The organism is Flavobacterium bizetiae (assembly GCF_024271895.1).
GTDB lineage: Bacteria > Bacteroidota > Bacteroidia > Flavobacteriales > Flavobacteriaceae > Flavobacterium > Flavobacterium bizetiae.
Map to the genome: position 1 here is coordinate 3,739,320 of NZ_CP091861.1, position 16,754 is coordinate 3,756,073.

13 protein-coding genes are annotated in these 16,754 nt (G+C 31.7%); 9 read left to right on the forward strand and 4 right to left on the reverse strand.

Annotation, left to right across the window (positions count from 1 at the left end):
* Positions 1-94: 94 nt before the first annotated feature.
* Both L0669_RS15850 and L0669_RS15855 read right to left on the reverse strand, forming a co-directional pair.
* A complete protein-coding gene (locus L0669_RS15850; protein ID WP_263758731.1) occupies positions 95-1,333 on the reverse strand; it encodes a zinc-dependent metalloprotease in 1,239 nt (412 codons plus the stop codon).
* A 756-nt stretch (positions 1,334-2,089) separates the two neighbouring features.
* Positions 2,090-4,804 (reverse strand): S8 family serine peptidase, encoded by a 2,715-nt coding sequence (locus L0669_RS15855; RefSeq protein ID WP_263758732.1) that lies wholly within the window; start codon positions 4,802-4,804, stop codon positions 2,090-2,092.
* A gap of 544 nt (positions 4,805-5,348) precedes the next feature.
* On the opposite strand from L0669_RS15855, the gene L0669_RS15860 reads away from it, so the two are divergent.
* From L0669_RS15860 to L0669_RS15880, 5 genes are all read left to right on the forward strand, one after another.
* A complete protein-coding gene (locus tag L0669_RS15860; protein WP_173973262.1) occupies positions 5,349-6,179 on the forward strand; it encodes a M57 family metalloprotease in 831 nt (276 codons plus the stop codon).
* Positions 6,180-6,386: 207 nt separating this feature from the next.
* Complete coding sequence (locus tag L0669_RS15865) at positions 6,387-7,241, forward strand: AraC family transcriptional regulator (RefSeq protein ID WP_263758734.1); 855 nt, start codon at positions 6,387-6,389, stop codon at positions 7,239-7,241.
* A 167-nt stretch (positions 7,242-7,408) separates the two neighbouring features.
* On the forward strand, positions 7,409-7,894 hold the full coding sequence (locus L0669_RS15870) for a hypothetical protein (protein WP_263758737.1): 486 nt from the start codon (positions 7,409-7,411) through the stop codon (positions 7,892-7,894).
* 296 nt (positions 7,895-8,190) lie between these two features.
* Positions 8,191-9,285 (forward strand): DUF4291 domain-containing protein, encoded by a 1,095-nt coding sequence (locus L0669_RS15875; RefSeq protein WP_263758739.1) that lies wholly within the window; start codon positions 8,191-8,193, stop codon positions 9,283-9,285.
* A 114-nt stretch (positions 9,286-9,399) separates the two neighbouring features.
* Positions 9,400-10,098 (forward strand): DUF1826 domain-containing protein, encoded by a 699-nt coding sequence (locus L0669_RS15880; RefSeq protein ID WP_263758741.1) that lies wholly within the window; start codon positions 9,400-9,402, stop codon positions 10,096-10,098.
* A 79-nt stretch (positions 10,099-10,177) separates the two neighbouring features.
* Here L0669_RS15880 and L0669_RS15885 read toward each other — a convergent pair whose 3' ends face one another.
* Both L0669_RS15885 and L0669_RS15890 read right to left on the reverse strand, forming a co-directional pair.
* Positions 10,178-10,873 carry a pseudouridine synthase gene (locus L0669_RS15885; RefSeq protein ID WP_263758742.1) on the reverse strand — a complete coding sequence of 232 codons (696 nt, stop codon included), beginning with the start codon at positions 10,871-10,873 and terminating at the stop codon, positions 10,178-10,180.
* A gap of 154 nt (positions 10,874-11,027) precedes the next feature.
* Positions 11,028-11,456: a hypothetical protein gene (locus tag L0669_RS15890; RefSeq protein ID WP_263758744.1), complete on the reverse strand. Its 429-nt coding sequence runs from the start codon at positions 11,454-11,456 to the stop codon at positions 11,028-11,030.
* A gap of 249 nt (positions 11,457-11,705) precedes the next feature.
* Here L0669_RS15890 and L0669_RS15895 point away from each other — a divergent pair, with 249 nt between their 5' ends.
* The 4 genes from L0669_RS15895 (at position 11,706) to L0669_RS15910 (ending at position 16,753) form a co-directional block, all read left to right on the forward strand.
* Positions 11,706-13,130 carry an amino acid permease gene (locus L0669_RS15895; RefSeq protein ID WP_263758745.1) on the forward strand — a complete coding sequence of 475 codons (1,425 nt, stop codon included), beginning with the start codon at positions 11,706-11,708 and terminating at the stop codon, positions 13,128-13,130.
* Positions 13,131-13,271: 141 nt separating this feature from the next.
* Complete coding sequence (locus L0669_RS15900; RefSeq protein ID WP_263758746.1) at positions 13,272-13,820, forward strand: hypothetical protein; 549 nt, start codon at positions 13,272-13,274, stop codon at positions 13,818-13,820.
* Positions 13,821-14,179: 359 nt separating this feature from the next.
* Complete coding sequence (locus tag L0669_RS15905; RefSeq protein ID WP_263758747.1) at positions 14,180-15,199, forward strand: META domain-containing protein; 1,020 nt, start codon at positions 14,180-14,182, stop codon at positions 15,197-15,199.
* 378 nt (positions 15,200-15,577) lie between these two features.
* Entirely contained in the window at positions 15,578-16,753 is a 1,176-nt protein-coding gene (locus L0669_RS15910; protein WP_263758749.1) for an ImmA/IrrE family metallo-endopeptidase, read from the forward strand.
* The last annotated feature ends 1 nt before the right edge of the window (position 16,754 follow it).

A 16,754-nucleotide genomic window follows, 5' to 3' on the forward strand; every position in this document is an offset into this window, starting at 1 on the left:
ATCCCATTTCGAAAGAAATGGGATTTTGTTTTGTGAATTTTTGCAGGACAATTTATAAAAATATTTGATTTAATGTAATGGCCTGCAATCACTTTTATTCTACTATTATCTGATGGCTTTCATCAATGCCATTTGCAACTATTTTTAATACATATACTCCTTTAGTTAATCCTGAAACCGAAAGAACTGTTTTATTATCTGTAATTTTTACTTTCGATTTTGACTGTGCATTGAGATCAAAAAGTTCCGCCGCTATTCCATTTTCTTGCAGGATCTGGTTGTCCTGATCACGCAGTTCAATGTTTACAATATCTTTTGCAGGATTTGGATATACCGTAAAAAATTTGCCGGCATTTGGATTAGCAGTTCTTAGTGGATCGGCACCACATTTTACAGGAAGTTTTAGTGGCACATAAGAGTCAAGCACTCTTGCTCCACAGGAATTGGAGGCGCTTACCAAAATAGGAGAATTCGAGCCTGCAAAATTAAAATTATAATGTTCTCCCACAGTCTGTCCACCCCTTACCCAGGAATAAGCTGTTACTCCCTGTTCTTCAAGAGTGGCATCGTATGCTGCGCTTACAATCTGTAAAATCGAATTACAGCTTGACGTTGGAGGTTGATAAACTGTGATTTTCGGTTTTCCTATCCATATGCCTTTTTGTAATGTCATGCCGTTTAGTGTTGCTGTAACTGTTTCTTTTCCGTTTACGGCTGTGTTAATGGCTTGTACCGTAATAGCATAATTAGAAGAACTGATAATTTGAAGATTTGATGAAACGCTCCATGAAACTGGGCTATTCTGGGGATTAATAAGATTATATTGCGCAGAATTTTCTGCACAGATATTTCCTGCACCAGCTAAGTTTGCACAAGATGCACTTAAAACAGTTTGTAAAAGTGGGGAAGAGTTAAGCGCATTCCTCATTCTTAATCCTTGTTGGGGGGTGAAATGATCAAGAGTATAAGATGGGTAGTAGGACATATTATTGGTCATATCGGGATTGTACCCTCCGGTGTTTCCTGTTCCAGCGTCAGCAGGAGTATCACACACTTCATCTCCACATGAGGTGCAATTTGACCCGTTTATAAATTCTGCACATCCATCAGTACCGGCCGCAGTTCCTTTAAATGTATGAATTAAATTTAAGCAATGTCCTAATTCATGAGATGCGACTCCAGTTAAACCATAAGAGTTTACCAGAACCAAATTTTTAGAAAGTATCTTCTCTGCTTTTCCTGCCCAATTAGAAGAGGAATTAACCAGATAAAAGTTTATTGCATTTGCATTATTGTTTGTTGCAATCAAAGGATTAAACGAGCTGTTATTCATATCATAATAGGTGGAATTGTTAATGTAGTCAATGCCAGTTTTATTGATGTATATGCCATGGGGATTAAAGTGGCTGTTTAAAAGATCTGTAATCTGATTTACATAGGATTCGCTAACGCCGCCTGTACCGTTGCTATAACGAACAACATGAAATTGTACATTAATACAGGTGAAAGTGCCACTATAAAATTGGGTGTCAGGGCCGGAGAAATTTTGGACTGGGCTTTCAGGTGTGCCGCAGGAAGTTTGTGGATAAATTTTTGTTGCTACAAGCAGTAAAAGTAAAAGAAGTAATTTTTTGATCATGCTAATTATGATTTAAGATACCTACTTTTTTTGATTGAAATCCACTCGGATAATAATCTTTACCATATTCTGGAAGGCTTTGTTTTTCGGTTATTCGAGCCTTGACTTAAGCATAAAGGTTGCAGAGATGCTGCACAGGCGAATATCTTTGAATTTTAACATCTTGGTTCTAGATGGTGTATGTAGGCGGATACTTTAGGTTAATAAGAAACTTTAATGTATTTTTCTTATTTTTTTATATTCTAAAAATAGGTATTTATTTGATAGGTCTACAAAAAAATATAATTATTTTACTACAATTTATTTTTTTTTAAATAGGCGGTTATATTATTGTTTAAATCTAAGTACTGCAAATGAAGGAAAGTAGAGAAGAATTATCTGCGAGTGTACAATTTATAATTCGTCGCATATAATTCACGAAAAAAGGTATGATAAATATGCAAAGGAATTCTAAAAAACAGCAATCTTACCTGTTTGAATCTCACCTGAATTTGTAATTATTTTATAAATATAAACTCCTGAAGCAGTGTTTTTTAGAATGATATTATTGGTTTTAGAAAGTAGCGGAGCGGTAATCGTATTTTGTCCCGCAATATTGTACAAATAGAAAATAGCACTTTCTTCTTTTTTGGCTTCAATACTTAATCCTTCATTTTTACTTAGTAAAGTGGGGTGTACAAAAAACAAATCATTGCCCAGATAATTAGCATCAAAAATTAGAGAGCTTATTGTATTATTGTTTTCTAAAATGATGTTTATTTTATACTTATTACTGCCTTTTGCGGGAGCAGTATCTAAGAAAGAGAATGTTTTTAAATTAATGTCGTTCATGGTATTGATCACACTTTCGACATTATTATTTATTTTAACTAAGTCAATTTTTTTGATATTATACAAACTAAAAAGACTGGCATCAATTTTTATTTTATTCTCCTCAAAAACTTCGGCAAAAGCCAACTCAAAATAACAATTTGAGTTTTGAGCATATTGCAATGTCGATTCGCTTTTTATTCCCTCAATAGTGTCAAATACAGGAACAAAAGTATAAAATTTTTCATCGGCGTAAGCATAAGTATTGTTGCTTGTTTGCTCTTTAAATTCTAAATGATCTCCCGTAAGTTGATAAATATTAAATGAAGTAACATCCGCAGGTTTATCCCAATTAATTTCTGTTGAGCCATCACAAACTAGACTGGTACTGATATTCAAATCATAAGAGATCGTAAAGCTGTCTGAAATATAATCGGTGTTATCAATCGTCATTTTTAATTTTGCTTTTGAGAATTTTTTCTCAGCAGGGACATAAGTAAATTGTTCATTCTCGAGATTTATATCACTGGCTATAATTTCCCAAGTCTGCCCATCATTGTAGCTTATAGACAATTGTCCGGCAATACCAGAAAATGACGAATTCCATTTGAAAGGAGAAATAGCCTTGCCATCATAAGGGAAATTATCATTAGTAACCGGATAATTCCATTCAAATTGATTTTCGAGTTCATAGTCGTAAGCGATGCTATAGTCTTGAGAAGCATTCGATATATATGAACCCATAACATTGATAGTATAAGATCCGGACGCGGGGTTTTCAACAGTTACTTGTTCTATATTGTTAATTTTATCCTTTCCTCTTACGGCTTGTTGTTCAGGAATATCGGGATTAAGAATCCATGGTAAAAAAGCGGAATTGTCAGCCGAAATAACTCCCAGGTCTAAATCGTTCACCAAACTTATATTACTGTTGATTGCAGCGGGCAAATCATTCCAAACCAATGTGATTTTTAGGTTTTTTGCCTTTAGCGGAAGCGTAATACTATGCGAGTTTGTCTGACCAGATATTAAATTGCCTGATATAAATTTGTTTTCGCTGATTGTTTTTAAGCTTTTATCAGCATTAATATTGCCATAACCATATGTAAAATCAGGGCCTTTGTTGCCCAAATCTTTTGCACTATTAATTAGAATTGCTTTTGCCAACGCATTAGACAAAGAACTATCGTTTAAAGTTTTATAATGTTGTTTCATTAAGGTAATAATTCCTGTAGCAATCGCTGAAGAATTTGAAGTTCCTTGTGTGCTAAAAGCCACTAATTCCGGTTTTATACGGCCATCGTAGGCTGGACCTTTTGATGAAAACGGCATAATAACTTCGTTTTGGTTAATGCAACCCACTACAATACTATTTTTAGATTGTTTGAAATTCCCCGTAATAGATTTATAACCCTGAATTCCCGTATTCCCTGACGAAAAGCAATGCGTTACATCAGGATTTGAAAACAATTGAGCATCATAAGCATTTGCCAGCGAACCATATAAATTTTCAATCACTGTTCCGTAGGAATGATTTTGAGTTGTAGCACCTTGCAAAGTGGCTATTTCATCAGGATAAATATTCAAAAAGTCAGATGAAAGTAGCTTAGTCTTTTGAGCAACTCCTTTTCCTAATGTCGAAGTATTGCCTAATCCGGAAACTATAGTTGCCATCGCTGTGGCGTGACTGGACACAATAGAAGATTCAATTGCAGACGGAATGTGTTTATTTAAGAGATCAATATCATTGACATCAAAAAGATCATCTTTGATCGCAACAACTTGATTTTCGCCATTTAAAAGAGGAAAATTAGCAGAGACTTTATTTATCGAATTGATGCTGAAATTTTGATCTATTATTTTAGATTCAGCTTTGGGCTGTAATGCTTCCTGCGAAACAGAAGATACGCTACTCAAATTTATAATGGCATTAAGAATTTTTTCAGAATCGCTTTTTATTAATATAAGATGATCGTTTACTATTTTAATGTCAGATATGTTTAGTGATTGCAAATCAGCAATAAGCGTTTTGATGGCGTCGGTTGCTATTATATAGGTTTTGCCTTCGGTATGATTTGAAAAGTTGGATGGTAATTTCCATAAATCATTAACGGGAGAATTTTTTCTCGAAATAAGATTTGATCTTAAATTTTCATTTTCGACAATACAAAAAGTAGTGTCCAGTTTTTTTACAACCTTGTATTTATTCTGATGTGCATTTTCTAATGTGGTAAAATAGTATTTCTGTGATTTTATTTCGCTTTCTTTTTTGATGTATTGTTTCCATTTGTCAGCATTCTGCGAGAAACCGATTGTTGTAATCATAAAAAAGAAAAAAGTAATTCGTGTCTTCATTTACTATAGATGTTGGGGCAATGGTAAATACTAATTGTCAATCTTATAAAAAAATGACTTCGGCAACTATTTATTACTTCTTAAGAGATAAAAATTAAAAACAAATTATTGATTAATGAATTTGGTTTAAAATATTTATCCAATGTAGGTAAGTCAAAGTTATTAAAATATTTGTAATAAAATTATGAGCTTTTGTTTCGTTTAAAATCTTCAAAGCTTTTATCAGAATGATTTCTTTTATGATTTGAATGGGATAAACGACAAAAGTTGTTTTTTGACATTAGAATAAACAAAATAGTGTCTAAAATCAAATTATTATGCATAACATATTGATTTGTATTTAATTAGCGTATTTGCTGGGCTTAGCGTAAAAATAGGATAATTACTGCATAATGTTTTATGCGATTATCGGGTAAATAGTGTTAAAATATTAAGTTATAAGTATTTTAATACTAAAATTATCTAAATTTGGTCATCAATATTACAAATATTTTGTGAAGACCCAAATTTATCAACTTATTTAAACAACCAAAGAAAACCTATTATGAAAAAAATTAAATCGATTTTAGCCCTGTCATTTATAGCGCTAACGATTGTGTCTTGTAACAAAGAAGATGTTGCAGACCAATCCAATCAGGAATCACTTAAAGTAACACCAGAAGTGTTGAATAAACTTAGTTCACTTTCACTAAATACATCAGATGTGCAGGTAGTTAAGAACACAAAATTAGATGGTACTACAGAGGATGCATTCCTTATAGAGGGAGATATTATTGTGACACAAGAACAATTAAAGAATATGGATCTTCACGGCGGTATTACCACAGAACAATATCGTACTACAAATTTAGTAACAGCTCCAAAAACTATTAAAGTTGTTGGATTGTCAGGAACTGGTACAACAGCTCTGACTACAAATATGCGTGCCGGATTACAGGCTGCTATCAACAGATACAATAGTTTAGGATTGTCTATCAACTTTACGCTAACCTTTAGTTCAAGTACTACGGGTGCAAACATTGTTGTAAGAAGACAAACCGGATCTGCCGGTGGAGTAGCAGGTTTCCCTTCTGGAGGAAATCCTTATAATTCAGTTACATTATATTCAGGATTAGACACTTATTCAACTGGTGTAAATGCACACGTAGCGGCGCACGAAATTGGTCACTGTATTGGTTTACGCCATACAGACTGGTTTAGCCGTCAAAGTTGTGGACAAAATTCTAATGAAGGAACGGCTGGTGTTGGAGCAATCCAGATACCTGGAACACCTTCAGGGTATGATGCAACATCTTACATGAGAGCTTGTTTCGGTTCAAACGAGACAGGAGCTTTTAATGCTAACGATGTTACAGCTCTGAATTATTTATATTAGAAGTTGATTTAGAGTTGTCTTTACAAAATATATGGGGCTGTTTCAAATTTTTTGAAACAGCCTCTTTTTTATTGGATCATTTGTGCTAAACTTGTATTCTATCTGTAAAGCTTCATTTTGATATTCTTGTTTGCCAGCGAACTGCAGCGTAAATTCTCAAAATCAATTCAGCTTTAATAATACACTTTAGAAACAAAACAGAATTTAATGGTAAACGATTATAAAAAACACGATCTGTACGGTAAAACTCTGATTCAGAAAATTGAATTAACACCACCGTTTAAATTTGATTTTCCGGTTACGGAACAAGCTTGTTTTTTATATGTAAAAGGAGGGGACCTCGAATATCAAATAGATGATGAACCAATAAGCATCGCAACTCATTATTCATTATTATTGAATTGTATAAATTCCGGAAAACAAATTTACAATTCAAAGTCAAATTGTAATTGCGAAATTGTGATCGTGACGTTTTATCCGGAAATCTTAAAAAAAATATACGACAGAGAACTTCCTTTGTTGCTTCAGACACCAAAGAATGTAATATCGAATAAATCGAGTGAAAAAATAAACAACGATTTTTTAATTCAAAAGTACATTGAAGGCTTGTTGTTTTATTTTGAAAATCCCTCTCTTATCAATGAAGATATTTTGGTACTGAAAGTAAAAGAAATCATTCTTTTATTATCTCAAACGCAAAATTCAGAATCGGTACAGTTAATATTATCTCAGCTTTTCTCTCCCGCAACCTACACTTTCAAACAAATAATTGAGGCAAACTTATTTTCACAGCTTTCTGTTGAAGAGCTGGCACAACAAAACAATTTAAGTGTTTCATCGTTTAAGCGAGAATTTGTAAAAATATACCAGGATACACCAGCCAATTATATTAAAACTAAAAAGTTAGAAAAAGCAGCTCAGCTTCTTGAGGTTTCGGATCAACGTATTAATGAAATAGCTTTTGATTGTGGTTTTAATGACCTGGCGAATTTTACCAAAAGTTTTACGGGTAAATACAGTGTTAGTCCAACAAATTACCGACAAAGATCGAAGAATCTGTAGTTAAAAAATAACACTCTTTTAAAATTTTCAAGCATCCTGAGTATTTAGATTCAGGATGCTTTTTTTGTGAACGAAATTGCCAAATAGTTGAACTAATTCCCCAAACAATTTTCCCTGATCTACCCGAAGTTTGCGATGTATTTTCAAATCAATTTAAATCATAAAAAATGGGATTATCAAGTTTAGGAATTTTTCACACCATTATAGGTGTTGCTGCAATTGTAGCCGCAGTAGTAGATTTTATCAAATTCGGTAAAATCAATTTGAATACATTATCCGGTAAAATATATTTTTACGGAACAATTATTACGTCGCTAACGTCATTAGGAATCTCCAAACATGGCGGATTCAATCCGGGTCATGTCTTTGCTGTTTTTATCGTATTTTTCGTATTAGGGGCTTATTTTCTCCATACAAAAAGAAAAATTAGTGGAAGAGCTCGCTATTTTGAAAATTTGGGATTGTCGTTTAGTTTCTTTTTATCTCTTGTTCCTACGGTTAATGAAACGTTTACGAGAGTTCCGCTGGGACATCCGCTGGCTAAGGACATTAAAGATCCGGTAATAGCGAACACGCTTCTTGTTTTATTACTGCTTTTTATCATAGGCTCAGTATATCAGTTTAGAAAACAAAGGGGTATTAATAAAGCCTAAAAGAAAGCTCATTTCTGTAGAAATGGGCTTTTTAGATTTTAATCATTTTATTGCACAAGCTTAGTTATTCGTTTTTAAATATTTTGTCCTAAAGTCAAAAATGAAAATTTCACTAGATCTAAGTTTTATACAGATTTAATAAGATGTCATTTAAATATTTTTATATTAGCTTGGAAAATTTAAAAAGATGAAAAAGAAGAGATCTTTTTAAATCTTACTTATATATCTAAAAACTGCATTGATGCAGAATTAGTACAACAGATAAATTTTAAATCAAAATAATATAAAAATTAAAAATGCATCAAAGAGAAGCTGATATAAATTTAATAAAGAGAATTTTAATTGAAAAGGACAGAAAAGGGGTTTATGAAAATGCATTTCATTTTATTCATGTCTATTCACGAGACGAGGAAATTTTATTACTTCTATGTCAGATATTTGAGTCGGATTGGCATGAAAGCCATGAAGATATGGCCAGAGCTTTTCAGGGCGCTTCAAACCCAGTAACCGTAGAAACGCTGTTTAGAGTTGCATTGACAGAATTTGAATATAGTTGGAATGATAACTATCCATTGCAAAGAAAGTGCACATGGGCACTTGCCGATACTGGTACCGAGGAAGCTAAAAACTTTTTAGAGCAAATAAAACAAAAAGCTAATGAAGAAGTAGCTGAGTTTGCTGATAAAAGATTAAGAAATTGGGATTCTGAATGGAGGAGAAAAGGGCAAATATTAAATTGCTATGAGATGCATAGCTTTTTTATACCACTTGAAAAATATTCGGAAAGTTTAAAAACTTCATCTACCGAAGCACAAAAAATTATAGGGAATCTATTCAATAAAAGAAGCCTTGAATATGGTGATTATTATCCTCGGGAACTTGTTGAAGTAATTAGAGAATATGTTTTATTGTATCAGGTACATAAAAATGAAGTAGCAGAACAATCGCTTAAAGATCAAAAGTTTAGTGCCCCTGATGAAAGCGCTTTAACGATAAACCCAATAAAACTTAGCTTTCTTTCTATGATGAATAGTTGTAATTGGCTAAGAGAAGAAAATCAGGAAAGAATGTTTGCTATTTGGATTAGAAAAGAGGCTTTTGCAGAGATTTTAAATGATGCAGTACTTATTTCTGAAAATGAATCTCAAAAAGAAATTGAAAGTAAAAAAGTAACGATTCAATGGCTTCCTGATAATGATTTTCTGGGAACAAAACTGGAAAGAGAAGCAATACAGCTTGATTTGAATGACGAAGCTTTTGAGAAGCTTGTAAATGAAAAAATTGAAGGGATATCAGATATAACGGATTTTGTCTTAGAACAAAGAAATCATATTGATAATGGCGAATTTGATAGATTGTTTATTCCAAAAGAAGGAATAATTCAAATTTAATTTCAAGATAAATTTTTAGCTAAAAAAGCTCTTAATAAGGATGCTTATCTTTTTCAGTTCATATAATTACCTAATTTTGCAACTCCTGAAGTAACCAGCTTCTTTAATTACATTATGAGCAATATATTTTCTGATAACAGCCAAATAGGAATAGCATCTACTTTTTCTGAACTTGTAAATACCGATTTCAAAGGAGAAATGAATGCCTTATGCTGGTACAGAAATTTGAATGGTGATTTTAATGAGATTGTAACCCAATTATCTTTAAAAGAGAATATAACGGAAATTTGTTCTGAAGATTTAATTGCGCTCCAACTTTCAGAAAAGGGAAATATAGCACGGGAAATAATCTTAAATGATTTGCAATTATTAACGGATTTTGGCGCTTCGCCTTCTCTTAATTTACTCAAGTGTTACGAACGTGATGACGAATTTGATTTTATATCAACAGATGTGTATTCTTTTCATGTTGATCGTTCGCCCATTGCCACAGATACTTTTTTATGCACCTATCACGGAGCAGCGAGTGATATTGTAGCAAACTCTCAAGCCGAACAAAAAATTCTGATTCCGGAAATCCGAACAAAACTACAAGAACTGTATGATGGACCTGAAGAAGGATTTGAAGACTTCCTGAAGGAAAATTATTTTGATTTGCATTATCAGGTAAATCAAAATGCAGAACCCATTAATTTAGGATTAGGACATCTTTGGCGCCTGGCTGTAGATCATCCAAAACAACAAGTATTGCCTTGTGTTCATAGAGCCCCAATAGAAAATGAAGGAGAATATCGATTGTTGTTGATTTGCTAAGAATAATCGGTTGACTATTTTAACACATAAAATCGATGCTTCTATGTGTTTAATTTTTTTTATACATTTCAATAATATCCTATTGATACTTACTTAAATCCAGATTAAGAATAGTACCAACTTTGCTAAACTCTTCATTAATCTTTGCATTCAGGATGAGTGGTTCATTGTGTATTGGATGATCAAAAATCAACTGATGAGCATGAAGCATCATTCCTTTCAGGTCAAAATTTTCAAGCCATAATTTATTTTGTTTGTTACAACCATGTGGCCGACTTCCTAAAATGGGATGAAAAATATGTTTGAAATGTTTTCGTAATTGATGCATACGTCCGGTTTCAGGAATCGCTTCTACCAAACAATATCGTGAAGTTGGTTTATTGTTAAATTCTAATTCTACTTCGGCATTTTGCAAACGATGAAAGTAGGTTATTGCGTTTTGTTTGATGTCATCATCATTAACTAAATCGTAATCAATCGTTAGTTCCTCGGGCGACCAGCCACGTAAAATGGCCAAATATTTTTTTTCGACTTCGCGTGTAGCAAAACGATCGTTCATAATTTTCAAAGTTTCCTTGTCTAACGCAAATAACAAGACACCAGATGTTTTGCGGTCTAACCGATGAATAGGATAAACATGTTGTCCTATTTGGTTTCTCAGTTCCTGAATAGCATACACTTTTGCATCGCGTGCGTAAAATGATTTGTGAACCAATAAGCCACTCGGTTTATTAATGGCTATAATATATTCGTCCTGATAAAGAATTTCTAACATTCGGCAAAAGTAACAGAGATTTCGATTGAAATCCCTTTTATGACCTACTTATTTCGGTGCTTTTTCTTTTTTATTTTAAATTGAAAAAACAAGCCAATATTAGCACGAAGTATAAGTAGTAGTTTCTTTTTTACTTAGCGGAATCTTATAATGATCATTTTGCCGAAATCAATTCTAATTTTCCATTTTTATAGGTATAGAAGCATGTATAGCTATCAGAAATATCTTTTTTATTTTCACTTTCTTTTGCATTAAACCTAACATCAATTAAATCTTCAAAAGTTGATTTATCATTAGAATAAAAATAGACAGTCAATTTATCGAGATTAGTTTTTCCTATATAATGCTGATGTTTAAGTCTTTTTGAAGAAAATAAGCCAATACGAATTTCATGATTCTCTTTCCAAAAAGCTACAGAAACAGTATTGTCTGTATTTTTTACTGTATAATGCTTTGCATCTTCGTTAAACCTGAGTATTTTATCTTTTAGATCTATGTTTTTTATTGTAATGTTATTGTCATTATGAACTTTATCACAGGAATAAAATGCCATTATAAGTAGTAAAACAATTATGTTTTTCATAGATTTTAAATTAGGATTACTTTATTTTTAACGAACTTAAAGCGTTGTAATTATGCTTAAAAACAGCTAATTAGAGATAGTAATTGTTTTAGAATAGAACAATAAAATTATTATTATTTTTTATAGAATTGAGAAAATTACCGCTGAAATTTTAATTGTATATTGATTTATTTACAATTAAGATTATTAACTTATCTTCGCTGCCTATACATTTCTGAGTACATTTAACTCATTTTAAAAAACAAATTTGTGAAAGAAAAACAGGAAGACGTACAAGACAATCAGCTTAAACGCGGGCTGACCAATCGTCACATTCAGTTAATCGCCTTAGGCGGATCGATAGGAACAGGTCTTTTCCTTGGTATTGGTCCAGCGGCTGTACTAGCAGGTCCATCTGTTATTTTAGGATATGCTGTTGCCGGAATCATCGCTTTTTTTATTATGAGACAATTGGGCGAAATGGTTGTCGAAGAGCCTGTTTCAGGTAGTTTTAGTCACTTTGCCTATAAATATTGTGGTTCTTTTGCCGGTTTTGCATCGGGTTGGAATTATTGGATTCTGTATATTCTAGTAAGTATGGCTGAACTTACAGCCATTGGTGTTTACGTGCAGTTTTGGTGGCCTGAAATTCCGCTTTGGGCATCGAGTTTATTTTTCTTTCTGGTTATTAATGCTTTGAATTTTGCCTCTGTAAAGGTTTACGGAGAAACTGAATTCTGGTTTTCGATCATAAAAGTGGCCGCAATTATTGCCATGATCCTTTTTGGTACTTATTTACTAATGAGTGGAACAGGAGGGGAGCACGCGACCATTCATAATTTATACAATGATGGAGGATTTTTCCCAAAAGGGATCTTCGAAAAAACTTCTTCGGGTAGTTTTCAGGGTTTATTATCAGCAATGGCGCTTATTATGTTCTCTTTTGGAGGTTTAGAACTTATCGGGATTACCGCTGCCGAAGCCGAAAATCCGGAAAAAAACATTCCAAAAGCAACCAATCAGGTTATTTATAGAATCCTTATCTTTTATGTGGGTGCATTGGTTATTTTATTTGCCTTGTCGCCTTGGAGACAAATTACTACAGATAGCAGTCCGTTTGTAATGGTTTTTCAAAATCTTAACGGAATGGAATTTGAGTTCTTTGGCAACAAAATATATTTTACAAAGCTTATCGCCAATGTACTTAATTTAATCGTTTTAACTGCCGCTTTATCAGTATACAATAGTAGTGTATACAGCAACTCAAGAATGTTATTTGGTTTAGCAGATCAGGGTAGTGCACCTAAATTTTTAAAGAAGCTAAACAAACAATCGGTGCCGGTTAATGCCATTTTAATTTCTTCTTGCTTTGCAGCGATTTGTATTTTAATCAATAAAATAATGCCAGAAGAAGCTTTTAGTATTTTAATGTCTTTAGTCGTGTCTTGCTTAGTGATTAACTGGGTGATGATTTCGTACACGCATCTACAGTTTCGACTTGCGAAAGACAAAGAAAACACAAAAACTAAGTTTCCGTCAATATTTTATCCGCTAAGTAACTACATCTGTTTTGTATTTCTATTGGGTATTCTATCCATCATGTGGATGACCAATATGAAGTTGTCTGTAGAATTAATTCCTATTTGGTTGGGTATTCTTTTTGTATTTTATAAAGTTTTTAAAACTAAGAAATAGGTAGGTTTTGCTACTATTTATTATTTAAATAGAACTAACAATTTATGGTACCGGATCATTTCTTTAAGCTAATACGCTAATGTTATTTATAAAGAATTACACTGAAAAAGTCAGCAATTGATTTAAATAAAGAATTATTAGATGCACTATATTTCAGAATTACAGGACGGAACTAAAGTAAAATTAGTTATACTACTTATTGTTTTATGTTTTAGTTCTTACTATCTTTTTAAGAATTACAAGACAGCAAACTTACAATTGAAAATACTTTCTTTTATAGGGATAGTAGGTTCGGTTTGGCTTATGTATACTGAAATTAATAAAAATAATAATGTTAACCTGTTAAAGCAAAACTTTGAATTAACTACAGGAAAAATCGAAAAATATATTGTTCCTAATATAAAAGGAGCAATTCCTTCAGTAGGAAAAGCTGCAGATCATAACTACATAAAATATTCATATGATGTAAATAATTATAAGTTGACAAATTCATATGAAGAAAATTATTTCATAAAAATACCAGATGTAAAACCAAATTTAGATTTATCTTATTTAGTAATTTACCAAAAGAATAATCCGTCAAATAGTTTTATTCTTGTCAACTATCCTATTAATAATGAAGACGATTTAGGGAAATATAGAAAAATATTTTCTCAAGGTATTCCAGATAACATATTTGAACAAGAATGATTACGGAATAATGCTCAACTGAAAAAATGCGCAAATGTCTCTGACTTTGCGCATTTTTTTTTATTTAAAGTTTTTAAAAATCTCCCCATTTTTTAAATTATAATGCTAGTTCTAAGCCTAAATAAATCTAAAAATAATACTAAAACACCTTGAATAAAGCCACAATAATAATTTTGGCTATTACAAAATAAATAATCTGATTATCAGTGCATAGTGTTTTAATTGTTAAAGAAATAGCGTAATTTAGGGCTGATAAAAAAAAGTTAAAAGCATTCTTTATTTTAAAGTGGCACAGTTCATGCCTGCAAAAAATCATAAATAATCAGAATGCATAATCGGTATTCTAAAAAATTAAAATGATGAAAAGATTGAAATGTATGTATGTTTTTGTGGTAGTGTTATTGTCAACATTTACATATGGTCAGGAAAGTTTAAAAATGTTTGTAAAAGAAAATAAAGTGCCATGTACGGGTGTTGGCCCTATGGAATGCTTGCAGGTAAAGTACGATAAGGACAAAGAATGGCAGTTTTTTTATGATCATATTGAAGGTTTTAATTTTGAAAAAGGAAATCGATATGAGATAATGGTAACCAGAACAAAAAGACCAGCACCTATTCCGGCTGATGCTTCTGCATACCAATATAAACTGAAAAGTGTTATTTCGAAAACTCCTGTAAATGCCGAAAAAGGAATTTATAATACCAAAATGATTTTAACCCAGTTAAACGGAAAAAAGATCAACAACGGAAAAGCTTTTATTACCATTAATGATGAAACTGGTACCATAAGCGGTAAAAACGGATGTAATAATTTTAATGTAAAGTACACGAAGCTTTCTGCAAAAAATCAAATTAAGACCGATTCTCCAATGGGGACTTTAATGGCTTGCGATAGCGAAAGCATGAAATTAGAACAGGATTTTAGCGCAGCAATAACAAAGAAAAAGTTCAAAATTGTAAAGAAAAACAATACAGTACAGTTTAAAAATGCTAAGAACAAAGTAGTGATGGAATTTTCTATACCAACTCAAAATCAATTGTGGACTTTTATTGGAAAAAATAACTGGAAACTAATCGCACTTGAAAATGTTGGGCAGGATTATGGAAAAGCTTCTATTAAATTTAATGTAGCTGAAAAGAAAGTAAGTGGAAATTCAGGCTGCAACAACTTCTTCGGAACTTATGAAACTAGCGGTGATCGTATTTCTTTTGATAAGCTGGCAACTACAGAAATGGCATGTATTGGCGAAGGAAATAAAACAGAGCAAAAAGTATTGTCGTATTTAAACAGTAAAGACCTGCGTTTTGATGTAGCAGATCAAACTCTTAATTTTTATCTTAACGATAAATTGGTCATGATGTTTGGCATTACAAAATAAACCGATTCTATAAGTCGTCTTACAAATAGCTGATGATTTATAAAAAATAATTAAAAAACCAGTGAAGTTTATTCACTGGTTTTTTTATGGTAATTAGTTTTAAATTTTGAGATCCGATGGTTTAAATATGCACAAAGATTGTGTCGAAATATCTTTCCGCATATGTTTCTAATATTAATAAAACCTAGATTTTCCTTTTTTTAATCTACCAATGTACTGTACGGGCATGGATTACAAATCCGCGTGATCGGAATATTGTTGATTTGTTAAACATTTAAAAATAGTAAGGCTTTGTTTGATAAAGGTAAATTTACCTCTATTTTATTGCTTTTTTAAAATATTTTATTAAATTTGTGGTATATTTACCTTTATAATAATATGATAAACGATATTTTAAATAAGAGTTTTCAATATAACGGCCCATCTCTTGAGGATTTATTTAAAGAGAAACTTGATAACTCTGGATTGACTAAAACTCAATTTGAAAAGTTATCAGGAATGGAGCGAAGAAGTTTAGATGCTATTCTTGATAAAACTTCTAAACAAACTGATATTATTAAACTATTAAAACTCACTGAATTTTTAGAATTAGATTTTAATGAAGCTTTAATTGTACATTTTAAAGATCGACCTGTTGAGGAAATAAAAGAACTTCAATCTTCAATGGATATTACATTTATAAATAAATTTTTCGATCTTAAAACTTTAACAAGCTTAGGGTTTATTAGTAAAAACGATTCATTAGAAGTATTAAAGGAAAGGATTTGTAAATTCTTTGATATCTATAGTATTTATGAATACGATCGAGAACTAAATGAAGCATTTTATAGTAGAACAAAAAAATCATTTAGTGATAAAATGAAAGATTTTTGGATTAAATCCAGCTATAAGTATTTTGAATTAATTGACAATCCTAATGAATACAAAAGACAGAATCTGATTGATTTAATTCCAAAAATCAAACCCTATACTCAAAATGTTGAAACAGGTTTACTTACAGTTTTTCAAGCTTTGTATAATATTGGAATTACCATAGTTTTTCAACCATCATTACCTAAGACGCAAATTCGTGGTGCAACATTTTTAATAAAAGACAAGCCTTGCATTGTAATTACGGATTTCAATAAAAATTATTCTACGATTTGGTTTGCGCTTATTCACGAACTTCATCATGTTTTATTTGACTTAGAAACAATTAAAAAAACAAATTACCATCTATCTGGTGAGCCAGATTTGTTTTTAATTCAAGAAGACAAAGCAAATGAATTTGCTTCAGAATACTTATTATCATCAGAGAAAATGAGATACATCGAAAAAATGATTCATAATAAGTTTATGGTAGAGAAATTTGCAAAGGAATGTCAAATTCATCCTTGCATAATTTATTCTCAATACCAATGGAGACAATCTGAAAAAGGAAATGATTACTGGGGTGCATTTAAGGAACATTTTCCAAATATTAAAAGTATTACAAAAAAGCTTAATGTTTCCAATTGGGATATTGATTCAATAAGGGAAACAGCATTAAAAATTAAAGAATTATTAACGGTATAAC